Source organism: Pararhizobium sp. P1_E7, from assembly GCF_056405855.1.
Genome location: NZ_JBFUBH010000006.1, coordinates 225,643 through 238,823, shown reverse-complemented (window position 1 = coordinate 238,823; position 13,181 = coordinate 225,643). Strand labels below are relative to the sequence as shown.

The 13,181-nt window shown below is 60.0% G+C and carries 13 protein-coding genes; 6 read left to right on the top strand and 7 right to left on the bottom strand.

The window, feature by feature from the left end; all coding sequences use genetic code 11:
* The 3 genes from AC1D17_RS09845 to AC1D17_RS09835 are packed head-to-tail and all read right to left on the bottom strand — an operon-like array spanning position 1 to position 3,154.
* Positions 1-378 carry a Na+/H+ antiporter subunit C gene (locus AC1D17_RS09845; RefSeq protein WP_477565219.1) on the bottom strand — a complete coding sequence of 126 codons (378 nt, stop codon included), beginning with the start codon at positions 376-378 and terminating at the stop codon, positions 1-3.
* The gene (locus AC1D17_RS09840; RefSeq protein ID WP_477565218.1) at positions 378-797 is read right to left on the bottom strand and encodes a Na(+)/H(+) antiporter subunit B; all 420 of its coding nucleotides are present in this window, start codon (positions 795-797) and stop codon (positions 378-380) included. The genes AC1D17_RS09845 and AC1D17_RS09840 overlap by 1 nt, the downstream gene beginning before the upstream one ends.
* On the bottom strand, positions 794-3,154 hold the full coding sequence (locus tag AC1D17_RS09835; protein WP_477565217.1) for a putative monovalent cation/H+ antiporter subunit A: 2,361 nt from the start codon (positions 3,152-3,154) through the stop codon (positions 794-796). Before AC1D17_RS09835 ends, AC1D17_RS09840 begins: the two co-directional genes overlap by 4 nt.
* A gap of 444 nt (positions 3,155-3,598) precedes the next feature.
* Between AC1D17_RS09835 and msrB the strand changes: the two genes are divergently transcribed.
* Complete coding sequence (msrB, locus tag AC1D17_RS09830) at positions 3,599-4,006, top strand: peptide-methionine (R)-S-oxide reductase MsrB (RefSeq protein WP_477565216.1); 408 nt, start codon at positions 3,599-3,601, stop codon at positions 4,004-4,006.
* A 261-nt stretch (positions 4,007-4,267) separates the two neighbouring features.
* Entirely contained in the window at positions 4,268-4,786 is a 519-nt protein-coding gene (locus tag AC1D17_RS09825; protein ID WP_477565215.1) for a hypothetical protein, read from the top strand.
* Between the two features lie 139 nt (positions 4,787-4,925).
* Here AC1D17_RS09825 and trhA read toward each other — a convergent pair whose 3' ends face one another.
* From trhA to AC1D17_RS09810, 3 genes are all read right to left on the bottom strand, one after another.
* A complete protein-coding gene (trhA, locus tag AC1D17_RS09820; protein WP_477565214.1) occupies positions 4,926-5,585 on the bottom strand; it encodes a PAQR family membrane homeostasis protein TrhA in 660 nt (219 codons plus the stop codon).
* A gap of 298 nt (positions 5,586-5,883) precedes the next feature.
* Positions 5,884-6,306, bottom strand: a complete 423-nt coding sequence (locus tag AC1D17_RS09815; protein ID WP_477565213.1) for a universal stress protein — start codon at positions 6,304-6,306, stop codon at positions 5,884-5,886.
* Between the two features lie 112 nt (positions 6,307-6,418).
* Positions 6,419-6,646: a hypothetical protein gene (locus tag AC1D17_RS09810; RefSeq protein WP_477565212.1), complete on the bottom strand. Its 228-nt coding sequence runs from the start codon at positions 6,644-6,646 to the stop codon at positions 6,419-6,421.
* Here AC1D17_RS09810 and AC1D17_RS09805 point away from each other — a divergent pair.
* The 3 genes from AC1D17_RS09805 to AC1D17_RS09795 all read left to right on the top strand — a co-directional run bounded on the left by AC1D17_RS09805 (position 6,645) and on the right by AC1D17_RS09795 (position 9,741).
* On the top strand, positions 6,645-7,508 hold the full coding sequence (locus AC1D17_RS09805; protein WP_477565211.1) for a VOC family protein: 864 nt from the start codon (positions 6,645-6,647) through the stop codon (positions 7,506-7,508). The two genes, AC1D17_RS09810 and AC1D17_RS09805, sit on opposite strands and share 2 nt — an antisense overlap.
* Positions 7,509-7,720: 212 nt before the next feature.
* Positions 7,721-8,977 (top strand): glycosyltransferase family A protein, encoded by a 1,257-nt coding sequence (locus AC1D17_RS09800; RefSeq protein ID WP_477565210.1) that lies wholly within the window; start codon positions 7,721-7,723, stop codon positions 8,975-8,977.
* Between the two features lie 68 nt (positions 8,978-9,045).
* Positions 9,046-9,741 (top strand): sugar transferase, encoded by a 696-nt coding sequence (locus tag AC1D17_RS09795; RefSeq protein ID WP_477565209.1) that lies wholly within the window; start codon positions 9,046-9,048, stop codon positions 9,739-9,741.
* An 81-nt stretch (positions 9,742-9,822) separates the two neighbouring features.
* On the opposite strand, the gene AC1D17_RS09790 is transcribed toward AC1D17_RS09795, so the two are convergent.
* Positions 9,823-10,647: a nickel-binding protein gene (locus AC1D17_RS09790; protein ID WP_477565208.1), complete on the bottom strand. Its 825-nt coding sequence runs from the start codon at positions 10,645-10,647 to the stop codon at positions 9,823-9,825.
* Between the two features lie 395 nt (positions 10,648-11,042).
* Here AC1D17_RS09790 and AC1D17_RS09785 point away from each other — a divergent pair, with 395 nt between their 5' ends.
* Positions 11,043-13,136: a S9 family peptidase gene (locus AC1D17_RS09785; protein ID WP_477565207.1), complete on the top strand. Its 2,094-nt coding sequence runs from the start codon at positions 11,043-11,045 to the stop codon at positions 13,134-13,136.
* Positions 13,137-13,181: the final 45 nt, after the last annotated feature.

The window sequence follows — 13,181 nt, the reverse complement described above, 5'->3', positions numbered from 1 at the left end:
TCAATATCCAAGCGGCGGCGGCTCTACGCCGTCCGGCTCGGCCACGCGCATAGCATCGGTGTTGTCTGTTCCAAGAACGCTATAGGCGCGCCAGGCGAGCACCAAGAGGAAGGCAAAGAACGAGAAGGAAATGACGATTGCCGTCAGGATCAGCGCCTGCGGCAGCGGATTGGCCGTCGCGCCGGCGGGAACGTCGAGCCCTGCCCCGATCACCGGCGGCACCTCGCGCATGATGCGGCCGCTGGTGAATATCAGCAGATTGACCGCATTGCCGAGAATGGCGACGCCGAGCAGCATGCGGATGATCGATTTCGACAGGAGCAGATAAACGGCGACGGCCAGGAAGATGCCGGTCAGGACGCAGAAAACAGGTTCCATCAGTCTTCCCCCCTTTCCTCGAGCGACAGGGCAATGGATGTGACCGCGCCGACAACGACCAGATAGACGCCGATATCGAACGTCATGACGCTCGACAACGGGATTTCTTCGCCCAGAACCACCGGATAGACCCACAGCCCGGTCATGAAGGGCACATGGAAGGCCATCGACAACAGGCCGGACAGCGCTGCCAGCAGCAGTCCGGCGCCGGCGATCGACAGCGGATGAAAGACGATTGCCCGCCGCACCGTCTCGACGCCGAAGGCAATGCCATAGATCGACAAAGCGGCAACCGCGATCAGCCCGCCGATGAAACCGCCGCCCGGCTCGTTATGGCCGCGCAAGAGCACGAAGATCGAAAACAGCACCATGACGCTGACGATGACCGGAGCGATGGTGCGCAAGATCAGCGATTTCAACGGCCACCCTCCTCTTGATCCGGATCATTGTCGGCGATACGGCGCATCGAGCCTGCCTTAAGGCGGATGAGCGACAATATGGCAAGCCCTGCGATCATCACCACGGCAATCTCGCCGAGCGTATCCGTGCCGCGAAAATCGACGATGATGACATTCACCACATTGCCGCCATGGGCGATGGTTTTGGAATACTGGCCGAAGAAATCAGACAGTGCCGTGTTGAACGGCGCTTGCGTCACTTTCAAGAGCAGCAGCCCCGCGCCCAACCCGCAGGCAAGCGCAATCGCCGCGTCCGGCAGCGTCTGGCGCAACGGCCTTTTATCGGACTGCGACAGCCTGAGCTGTGTCATCACCAGCGCCAGGATGACGACGGCCAGCGTTTCGATCATGAACTGGGTGAAGGCGAGATCCGGCGCGCCATAGAGCAGGAAGATGACAGCGACCGAAAATCCCTGAATGCCGAGCGACACGATCGCCGTCAGCCGGTTCTTGGCCAGGACAACGGTAAACAGGCCGATCACCGCAATGATCATGATCACCAGTTCATGCAGCGGAAGGACAGGAAACACCGGCGCCAGCGCCAGCTCGCCAAACAGGACCGGCGGCAGGAGAAGAACGATGGCCACCAACACGAAGGTTACTGTCATATAGGTGTCGAGCCTGCCGTTCTGCAGCCGCCGGGTAACGGCAAAGGCCGCGCGCAGGAGACCACGGATCGCCTGATCGAAACCGCGATCCGGCCCCCAGCCGATAGCTTCGAGCACCGCCGCAACTGCCGCCCGCAGACGGGCAAGACCGAGATAGAAGCCGGCGCCGAACACAATGGTCAGCACCGACAGGGCAAGCGGCACGCCGATATGCGGCGCAAGCGATATGTCGATGCTGCGCGGTTCACCGGCGATGGCCGATGCCATGGGTGAGGAAATCAGCGCGTGGACACGGCCCGGCAGCACGGCGGCCGCAAACCCGGAAAGCGCCAGCACGGCCGGGCCGAGCCAGAGCAGGACGGGTGCCTCATGCGCGTGCTTGGGTGTCGCCACCGGCCGTCCGATAAACGGCTTCAGCGCCACGGCAAAGGCAACGGCGAACATCAGTGCATTGCCGATCACGGTAAAAGCGGCAAAGCCGATCGAGCGCAGACTGAAGGATGAGAAAGCCGCATAGACCTCCTCCTTCGCCAGAAAGCCGAAGGACGGCGGCAGCCCGCCCATCGAGATGGCGGCGGCCAGCGCAATCGCAAACGTCAGCGGCATGGCAGAGCGCAGACCGCCAAGCCGGGTGACGTCGCGCGTTCCGGTCTCGTGATCGATAATGCCTGCCACCATGAACAGCGCGCCCTTGAACAGCGAATGCCCAACGAGATAGAGCACCGCCGCCTCGATGGCATGGGGCGCACCAAAGCCGGTCAGGAGGACCAGAAGGCCGAGCGACGACATGGTCGTATAGGCAAGCATCAGCTTCAGGTCGGTCTGGCGCACCGCCAGAAGCGCGCCGGCGATGAGCGTCGCAGCGCCGAACACCGGCAGGATGACCTGCCATTCCGGCGTGCCGCCAAGCACGGGATTGAGCCGCATCAACAGGTAGACGCCGGCTTTCACCATGGTGGCCGAATGCAGGTACGCCGAGACCGGTGTCGGCGCTTCCATGGCGTTCGGCAGCCAGAAATGGAACGGAAACTGCGCCGATTTTGTAAAGGCACCGCCGAGCACCAGGATGAGGGCTGCAAGATAGAGCGGGCTCGCCTTGACCACCGGACCCAGCGGCGAGAGAGCCGAAAACTGGGTGACGCCGGAGATGTTCCACAGGACGATCAGCCCCGCGAGCAGCAACAGCCCGCCGCCGCCGGTGACAACAAGCGCCTGGAATGCCGCGCGCCTTGCGGCTTCGCGATGATGATCAAAGCCGATCAAGAGGAACGAGGTGATCGAGGTCAGTTCCCAGAAGACGAACAGCATCAGAAAACTGTCCGAGGCCACCAGACCGAGCATCGATCCCATGAACATCAAGAGAAACGAGAAGAAGCGCCCCTGATGCGGATGGCCTTTGAGATAAGCGCCGGAATAGAGCACGATCAGCGCGCCGATGCCCGAGATCAACAGCAGGAAGGTCAGCGACAGCCCGTCAAGCAGCCAGGAGAAACTGACATTGAAGGACGGCACCCAGAGATAGCCGCCGGTCACGACGCCACCGCTGGCGATTTCGGCCGAAAACCCGAGAAAATGCAGGAAGACAAAGGCGGGAATGAGCGCCAGCACCCAGGCTGCGTTATGGCCGAGAACCCGTGTCAGAGCGGGTGCGGCGAGCGCACCCAGAAAGGGAAGGCAGAGGGCCAGAAATGTCAGGTCTGCGACATTCACGGGTCAGCGGGCCTTTCAGGGTTGCAGGTGACGAAAAGCAGGATGCCGCGACGAATGCCGCGAGGGATGCATTGGGGATAAGCCAAGCGGTTGGCAAACTCAAGGTTGCCGGCAGATATACAGTCCCCCCCGGCCCGCCTTCACGGTAAAATACCAGCCACAAGGCTGCTATACCAAGGATCAATGATGGAAACCCACAGGATCGGCTCGATCCTCGTTTTCCGGCCAGGAGAGGGGCGGCAGTCACGATGCAAAAGCATCCTGCAAGGGCCTCGACGCCGTCGGACAGCTTCGCTCTTCGGCCCGCGCCTACCGAAAGGCCAGTCTGAGCCATCCCGTGGGTGCATCCTTGGCATCATCTCGAATTTGATCGCCCGGGGTGCCGGCCACCGTTGCCGGAACCGGAGCGGCGCCTATGTTTTCGGTGAGATCAGGGAGGGATTGATGCGCGACACCAGCACCTTGAAAGTGATGAAGACCGATGCGGAATGGCGGGCACAACTGACCCCGGACCAGTATCGCATCACCCGCCAGCGCGGCACCGAGCGCGCCTTTTCAAGCCCGGATTTCGAACCGGGCAGGCATGGCACCTATTACTGCATCTGCTGCAACCGGCCGCTCTTTCGCTCAAACGCCCAATTCGCAGCCGGCACCGGCTGGCCGAGCTTTTTCGCACCGGCGAGCGACGATACGGTAACGCGTCACCCGGATGCCTCCTATGGACTGACCCGCACGGAAATCCGCTGCGCCGATTGCGGCGCGCATCTCGGCCATGTCTTTCCCGACGGCCCACCACCGGCCGGCCTGCGCTATAGCATCAACGGTGCCGCCCTGTCGTTTGAGCATGAATGAGCTGCAGGCTACAGCGCCGCGCGTCATTCATGACGCGCTAAGCTCGCTGTAGCACTTTAAATTTGCTGCGTAATTGCCCTCAATTCGATTCCGATTTAAGGAAAATTATGCGGTGGATCGCGCTTCAAATGACCGAACGGTGCCTTCGCCATGCCCGGCACGCGCCGTAAATACCAGCATGCGCCGCGAATAAATACGCGGCAGATATCGTTCCCGATGGGTGAGATTTGCCGCGCCTGTGCTGCGCATAAGGAGACAGCGTTGAGATTTGCACTGCTGCTGATTGCGGGTCTTTTCACAGCATGTCCGGCTTTGGCGGCGGATGGCTGGACCGGCTATTCCAACCCACGCTTCAACTACAGCGCCGACGTACCGCCGGGCTTCATGCTGACACAGGAAAGCGACAATGGCGATGGCGCAACCTTCCGCTCAAAAGACGGCGGCGCCAAACTTTTGCTGTTCGGCGCGTCTGTCGAGGACGGCACTTTCGCCACCGACGCCCGCCGACGCATCACCTGGGACAGGCAGGAGGGCTGGGAGATAACCTACGACAAGGTAACGCCAGGCTGGGCGAGTTATTCCGGTTCGCGGGGCGCCGACATTCTCTATGTGCGCGCCGTGGCGCTTTGTGACGGCAGTGCTGCCTACTTCCAGCTGGAATATCCGCGTGCAGCCCTCAAGTCATATAACGGAGTTGTCAGCCGCATGGTCAGGACGCTGCGCCCCGCAACGGGATGCAATCAGGCGCCGAAGACAGCACCGGGTGCGGCGCCAAATTGACATCCATTGCCGGGATCAATGTTTGCGATCAAAACCTGCCTTAACCCGCTTGCCGAAGAGGAACGGTACGGCCCATTGAATTCGCTGCACGGCTTCAGCTGGTTGAACGGCCCAAGGATTGCAAAGCCGCGATCTGTCGTCAGGTCGAAGCGCTGCTGATGCAGGTGAGAACGGCGGAATAATGCACCGCAGCGGCGGTGACGACAAAGCCGTGCCAGATGGCATTCTGGAAGCGCAGCTTTTCCCAGACGTGGAAGATCACGCCGCAGGAATAGATAATGCCGCCGATCAGGATGAGGATCAGCGTCGTTTCCGTCAGCTGCGACAAAAGCGGACCGGCAGCAAAGACGCCGCTCCAGCCCATGGCGAGGTAAAGCAGGATGGCCACCTTATCAAAGCGGCCCGGAAAGACGCACTTGATCAGCACGCCGACGATGGCGATCGACCAGATGCCGATCAGCATGCCGAACAGGTAGGGATCGTCCCAGCCGCGTTGCAGGAAGGGCGTATAGGTGGCGGCGATCAGGATGAAGATCGACGAATGGTCGAAACGGCGCAGGAACCATTTGGTCTGCGACACCGGATAGAGATTGTAGAGGAAGGAGATCGACAGCGTCGCAACCAGCCCCCCGCCATAGATCCATGCGGCGGCCAATTGTCCGGAGGTGCTCCAGACGCTGGCATAGAAGATCATCGCCGTGACGCCGACCAGCGCAAACGCAAGGCCGATGCCATGAACGACGCCATCGGCGATCAGCTCAGAACGATCGTAGTTCCACTTGATGCCCTTGATCTCCACGGTAGCCCCTCAACGCTTCGTTCCGGTATTTCATTTCGGTATCTGATTTCGGCCGGGCCTCTTGTCACGGCCCCTGCCCGCCCGCAAACCGCCATCGCAGTCTGCCGTCAACAGGCACGCCCGGCAACCGCAACAATCTGACACAGGGTTAAAGGCTGAAACAGGGCGGGAAAGATCAACAATTGCAACAATCAGACATCTCGCCTGGAGCGGCATGCGCACAGGATCTGAGCGGCAGTCCGGCAAGGCTGCCGCCACTATCTGCGAAGACGGAGCAAACCGCGTCCCTGCCCACTGCCTACCGGTCGATCAGCACCGCGCATTTGCAATGGCTGGCGACGCGGCTGGCGGTCGAGCCGATGAAATAATCGATCAGCCCCGGCCGGTGCGAGGCGATGATGACCAGGTCGCCCTGCGCCTCTTCGGCATAGGCGTTGATCACGCCGGCTGCACCGCCGATACGGATTTCGACGCGGCCCTTGATGCCATGTTTTGTCATGAGATCGATCAGCGTCTTCCTGGCGTGCCCGCGCGAGGCCTCCATCATTTCCAGCGGAAAATCGACGATCATGTAGCCCTGGGCATAGGCGTTCAGATCTTCGAGGACGTTGAGCAGGATGATCTCGCCGCCCTCGTCGAGCAGCGACTTGGCGCGCTCCAGGACCTTTTCGCCGTGCTCCAGCTGGTCCATGGCAATCGGAACGATAATTCTCGAATACATGACTGTCTCCTCGGGTTCGCCGCGCCGGCCACAGCGGATGACGGCCTGTCTTGCGGACCGTCATCCGCTGTGTTGCGCGGATAGATTCAATATAGGTGTGCGAATGGAAAAGTCACAACCCGCCATACGGTCGCAGGCGATTGTCAACAGGTTGAGAACAGTACATCGTCAATACCGCACCTTCCGTGAACGCCGCGCGCGCGTCATATAGTCCATGAAGAGTATCAGACGGGACCGGACCGATGGCCAGCTTCGACAGACGCACGTTCATGAAGTTTTCGGCCACGGCATTGGTCACCGGAGGCACCGTCACCACAGCCAAGGCAGGAAGCACGCCCATGACCGTTCACGCCGAAGACCACGCCATCCGCATGCCCGCCTATATCGATCATTCGCATCTTGTCGTGCGCGACCTGCCGATGGTCTCTTCCTGGTACCAGACGATCATGGGGCTGACGCTGCTCGAAAAGACGGCAAGCGGCGAAACGCTCGGCGTTGCCGGCCGCCCGTTGCTGACGCTGACAACGCAAGGCAATGCGGCGATTGCGCCGCAGAATGCGCCGGGCCTGTTCCACACCGCCTTCCTTGTGCCTGACCGCACCGAGCTTGGCCGCTGGCTCGCGCATATCGCCCATAACAACGTGCCTTTGCAGGGCGCCTCCGATCACCTGGTTTCGGAAGCCATCTATCTCGGCGACCCGGAAGGCAACGGCATCGAGGTCTATCGCGACCGGCCCCGCGGCGAGTGGACCTTTATAGAGGACGGCACGGTGAAGATGGCGACGCTGCCGCTCGACCTGCAGGCGCTCTATGACGAAGCCCCGAAGGACAAGTGGGACGGCATGGCCAGCGGCACGGCCATTGGCCATATCCATCTGCAGGTTTCCGACATTCCACAGGCCAACGCGTTTTTCCGCGACGTGCTGGGCCTCAACCTGATGGCCACCTATCCCGGTGCCAGCTTCTTTGCCTCGGGCAAGTATCACCATCATGTCGGCGCCAACATCTGGAACTCGCGCGGCGCGCCCAAGCGCCAGGCCAACATGACCGGCCTGTCGGACTATACGGTCCATTTCAACGATCCGGCCAAGCTGCAGAACGCCGTTGCCAAGCTTGATGAACTGGAAATCCCGGTGACCCGCAACGGCGATACCGTCTCCCTGATCGACCCCTGGGGCATTGGCCTGAAGCTGGTCGGCTGACGCCCTGCAGGGCAGGTTTCAAAAAGGGGTGCTGCGGCGGTTGAAGGAACGGCCTCGGCCGGCCGCACCGCGTCCTTCGATATTGCAGGCCGCGGCAAGGCAATCCCTATCCTCAACCGCCCTCTTGGCCTGCGCCGATTTTCCACCCCAATAAAGGTCAAGTAACCGCGGATACATTCGCGTCAACTACTATTGATCATCCACAACAACTGGTGTATCCACAGAATAACAAGCTTAAAACTGCGTTACATTTTGGTTACCAAGACAAAATTTCATCATTTTGTCACAAAAATGACGCGTTTCTTGCTCGAAATTTAGGCATTCTGCACAATACTTTTGTTTTATACCGATTAATTACCTGTAGTAATATTGAAACATACAAAACAACTAGCAGTAGCGAGTCTAATAGTACATATAATTCGGGGTTTGAAATGACGATCAATATCGCTGTCATAATACCTTTCTATCAGGCGGAAGACGGAATTTTGCGCAGGGCGCTCGCCTCGGTCGAGATGCAACAGCTGCCTGCCGGCGTTACGCTGAAGGTCGTTATCGTCGATGACGCGTCGCCGCACGCAGCCAGCAAGGAGCTTGAAGGGTTCTCGTTCAAGAGCAGCCATTCGCTGAACGTCATCACGCAGGTCAATTCCGGCCCGGCCGGAGCGCGAAACACCGGCTTGAACAGCCTTTCCGGCGAGGAGATCGATTTCGTCTCATTCCTCGACTCCGACGACATCTGGACCCCGCTGCACATCCAAAGGGCCCTGTCGGGCCTGCGCAACAGCGATTTCTTCTTTTGCAATCACATAAGAAGCAAGCATTACGGCGACTATTTCCGGTGCCTGCCCGAGACATGGCAGGCGCTCAGCCAAAACCGGGGGACGGGATATTCGCAGCCGGTCGCGGTTTTTCGCGCCGGTGAACTGACGCGGACAATGATCCGCGAATGCCCGCCTCAGACATCGACGGTCGTCTACAATTTCCGCAAAAACCCGGATCTTCGCTTCAACACTTCGCTCAGAAGCGCCGGAGAAGATCACATCTTCTGGATCGAGCTGTCGATCGACAATGCAACGGCTGTAGACGCTCGGGTGAATGTCAGCTGCGGCGAAGGCTTAAACCTTTATTGGTCGAATGTTTCCTGGGAAAGCCCGAAATCGATCAGCATCCAGGGCTGCCTTGCCATCCAGTACAACTACATGCGCAACAACAGCCGCATCTATTCCATGGACGTGGAAACCATCGCCTTCAGGCAGCGACTGTATGAGGGCGCCTATGTCTATGCGCTCCTGCGGGGGGCGGCGAAGCGGTTCCTGCCGGATCCCAAGGTCTTCACGAAACTGGTATCGCATTATCCGTCCTTTATCCTGCGCAGCCCTGCCAACCTCGCCTTCTTTGTGATGAACAGGAAGGTGATGACGGATGTTACATCGGTAAAAAACGTCCCTAGCGCAGACCTGGCCGCCTAGGGCTTTGATTTTTGTTGGCGCCGCGCCTTGCCTGCCGGGGACTTTGCCTGGACTGCAAGGCAGGTCTTGTGAAAAATCCAAAACACTTCGAGCTCAACATGATTTCATCCGCGGCAAGAAACGGCAAATATTCCCTCATACATATTGTCAATCTTCAGTATAGACCGACTGGAGGCTTCACCAAGCGCTTCATAGATATCCTTGTTTCTCTTGCGATCATCCTGATATTCTCTCCCATTATTCTCATGATCGCAGCATTGGTGAAATTATCGACGACAGGATCGGTGTTCTGCGGCCATACCGAGATCGGCTATGACGGCGTATCCCTCGCACGCTTGAAGTTCCGGACCTCTTCGCCCCGAGGAGGAGAGGACTTTGCCCAATATCTGACAACCCAGCATCTGGCAGCGGCGTCAGAAACGCTCTGGACGCGCAAGCATCAGCCGGACGCCTCGCTTCCCCCCTTGGGCGCTGTCCTTCAACATCTGGGCCTGGACGGGCTGCCGCAGCTCTTCAATGTACTGCGCGGCGACATGAGCATCGTCGGGCCCTCACCGTTGACGATGCGGGAGATCGAGCGATATGGGTCCAATACGTCATATTACATCAAGTCGCGCCCGGGCCTGATCGGCTACCGGCTGGTGAGCGGTACCGACGGCCAATATTGCCGGCGCCTGCAACTGGACAGGGATTATACGGAAAACTGGACGGTGGTGACGGATTGCAGGGAAATCTGGCGGTTTCTTACCGCCGCGGGGCAATGACGGTTCGTCTGACCCCCGGCACCGGCCCTGGCACACGCCGCTTGTGGCCTTATACCAAGTCTCGATGATAGAGACTTGGTATTACGCGCCGGCGTTGGCCCATTCGCATCGGAAAGCCAGGATGGGTTTCGAAAATCCCTTCAGCCGGCGGCGCTTTGCCTGCGTGAAGAGATCGGCTGTGCCGTACTCGCGAAAGATGTTTTCCGACACCAGGATCTGATCGCTGGCGGCGGCATCGCAGAGGCGGGCCGCCAGTTGCACGGTGGAGCCGAACAGATCGTTGCTGTCCTCGACGGGCTCGCCGCAATCCAGTCCGATGCGGATATGAATCGGTTCGGCATTGCCCTCATTGTAACGTTCGAATTCCTTCTGGATCGCCCTGGCGCAATCGACGGCTGCGGCTATCGAGGCGAAGGTCGCCATGACACCGTCACCGGTGTGCTTCACCTCCCGGCCGGAAAACTGTTCGAGGCATCTGTGCACCACGGCGTCGTGCGCCCTGACCAGTTCGGTTGCCATCCGATCGCCAAGACGCGCCGTCATCGCGGTTGAGCCGACGATATCGGTGAACAGGATAGCCCGGTGGCCGGAATCCATTTCGGCTGGGGATTGTCCCGGCGCAGGCTCCGGGTCGTATATCCGGCCAAGAAACGCCTCGACCGCCGACAGGGCAACTTCGACGACCTCGCCGGCGACAAAGCCATGCGCCTGGCGGTGCACGCATTGGGCCGTTTCAGCGTCCGGCGCGTCCACGAGGCAAAATGTGGTTCCACGCCGCTCGTCGAACCAGTAGGTCAGAAACTTGACGCCGTACTGGTCCTGAATCTCAAGATCCTTGCTATGTGCCTCGGCAACGTCTGCGGCCGTGGTTCCCGTCAGGTCATGCCGGTCCATGAAAATAGGCATCTGTGCGCTCCCGCCCCGAGCCCTGCATCTATTGCAAGGTTTCATTCTACGGTGTGGAGACAGTCTCGTCCATCTTTTAGAGCCAACTAATGCACATGGAGAGAACATGGACACCCTCGCCTTGCCTTCTTGTATCTTGCCGTCTTGCCGGTCAGTTGCTCAGGCCCGCTTGGCGGGTGGGCTGCTGCGATGGCTGTGTCTGCCTTGAACGGCTTGTCTCTTTCAGCTTGAAGCGGGCAAGCAGGGTCTGAGCTGGCGGAACTGCAGCGCTGGAATCGATCGCCGCCGCTTGAAGCCGCCGCATGGCCACAGCCGGCAAACGACTTTCAGCTTGAACCTTTCGCATCCGGCCTCTATCTCCGATGGACACCCATCGCATTTTCCCGGAGACATCCTTGTCCATTTTCAAGAATCTGCCCGCCGCTCCCGTCGCTTTGAAGAAGCCAGTGACGGACATCCGTCACGGCATTGCCCGGACGGACGACTATGCCTGGCTGCGCGCCGTCAACTGGCAGGCAATGTTCAAGGATCCTTCGATCCTCGATCCTGAAATCCGCACCCACCTGGAAGCCGAGAACGCCTATATGAAGGCGGCGATGTCTGACACCGAGGCGCTGCAGAAGACGCTGTTTGCGGAAATGAAGGGGCGCATCAAGGAAGATGACAGCTCCGTGCCGATGAAGGACGGGCCATTTGCCTATGGCACCTTTTTCGTCACCGGCGGCGAGCAGCCGCGTTATTTCCGCATTCCCCGCGATGGGGGGGCACGCACCGTCCTTCTTGACGGCGACAAGGAAGGCGACGGCAAGGCCTATTTCCGCCTCGCGGGCATCGACCACTCGACCGACCACAGCCGCGGCCTGTGGGGTTATGACGACAAGGGCTCGGAATACTACACCTTGCGCGTCCGCGATCTTGCGACGGGCGAGGATCTGGCCGACGTCATCGAGAATACCGGCGGCGGCGGCGCCTGGGCGCCGGACGGCCGGAGCTTCTTCTACACCGTGCTCGACGACAACCATCGGCCGTCGAAAATCTTCCACCACATCGTCGGCACGCCGCAGAGTGACGACCGGCTGGTCTACGAGGAAGAGGATCCGGGCTTCTTCATGGGCGTCGGCGGCTCGATGCTCGACGACTTCATCTACATCGACATTCATGACCACGAGACCAGCGAATACTGGCTGCTGCCGACCTCCGATCTGACCGGCAAGCCGCAGCTGGTCGCCGCACGCGAAACCGGGCTTGAATATTCGCTGACCGAGGGCGGTAATGTCTTCTACATCCTGACCAACGCCGACGGCGCCAAGGATTTCAAGATCATGCAGACGCCGGTTGACAAACCGTCGAGGCAAAACTGGACCGACGTCGTGCCGCACACGCCGTGCCGGCTGATCATCAGCCACATGGCCTTTGCCCGCCATCTCGTCTGGCTGGAGCGGGAAAACGGCCTGCCGCAGATCAAGATCCGCGATCGCCGTACCGGCGAGGAACATTCGATCGCCTTTGCCGAGGAAGCCTATTCGCTCGGACTGTCGGGGGCCGGCGAATACGATACCGACGTCATCCGCTTCTCCTATTCCTCGATGACGACCCCGAGCCAGCTCTTCGACTACAATATGGCGACGCGTGAGCGCACGCTCCTGAAGACGCAGGATGTGCCGTCCGGCCACAATCCCGACGACTACGTCACCCGCCGCGTCATGGCGCCTGCCTGGGACGGCGCCGAGGTTCCGGTCACCCTGCTCTACCGCAAGGACACCCCGCTCGACGGCTCGGCACCCTGCCTGCTTTACGGCTACGGCGCCTACGGCATTGCCATACCGGCCTCGTTCAACACCAATTGCCTGTCATTGGCCGACCGCGGCTTTGTCTATGCCATAGCCCATATCCGCGGCGGCAAGGACAAGGGATTCCAGTGGTACGAAGACGGCAGGATGGAGAAGAAGACCAACACCTTCAAGGACTTCATCGCGGCAGCCGACTATCTGAATCAACAGAAGTTCACGTCTTACGCAAACATCATCGCCGAGGGCGGATCGGCCGGCGGCATGCTGATGGGGGCGATCGCCAACATGGCGCCGGAAAAATTCAAGGGAGTCATCGCCGCCGTCCCCTTCGTCGATGTGTTGAACACCATGCTCGACGACACCCTGCCGCTGACGCCGCCGGAATGGCCGGAATGGGGCAACCCGATTGCATCCAAGGAAGCCTATGAGCGCATGGCCGCCTATTCGCCATACGACAACGTCTCGGCAAAGCCCTACCCGGCGATCCTGGCGCTCGGCGGTCTGACCGACCCGCGCGTCACCTATTGGGAACCGGCCAAATGGGTCGCCAAGCTGCGTGAAAAGACCACTGGCTCCGAAGCGATCCTGATGAAGACCAACATGGACGCCGGCCATGGCGGGGCATCCGGCCGCTTCCAGCGGCTGGAGGAAATCGCGTTCGAATACGCGTTTGCGATCAAGGTGGCGGGAAAGATGTAAGGCGGCTTGGCCCCTCTTCTCCCTCGCGGGGAGAAGAGGGAGTTC

What these genes read in the sequence shown, in the direction of transcription:
- msrB (WP_477565216.1), top strand. Translation starts at nt 3,599, where the DNA reads ATGCGCGACACCAGCACCTTGAAAGTGATGAAGACCGATGCGGAATGG.
- AC1D17_RS09845 (WP_477565219.1), bottom strand. Translation starts at nt 378, where the DNA reads ATGGAACCTGTTTTCTGCGTCCTGACCGGCATCTTCCTGGCCGTCGCC.
- AC1D17_RS09810 (WP_477565212.1), bottom strand. Translation starts at nt 6,646, where the DNA reads ATGGGCGTGCTTCCTGCCTTGGCTGTGGTGACGGTGCCTCCGGTGACC.
- AC1D17_RS09790 (WP_477565208.1), bottom strand. Translation starts at nt 10,647, where the DNA reads ATGCCTATTTTCATGGACCGGCATGACCTGACGGGAACCACGGCCGCA.
- AC1D17_RS09805 (WP_477565211.1), top strand. Translation starts at nt 6,645, where the DNA reads ATGACCGTTCACGCCGAAGACCACGCCATCCGCATGCCCGCCTATATC.
- AC1D17_RS09815 (WP_477565213.1), bottom strand. Translation starts at nt 6,306, where the DNA reads ATGTATTCGAGAATTATCGTTCCGATTGCCATGGACCAGCTGGAGCAC.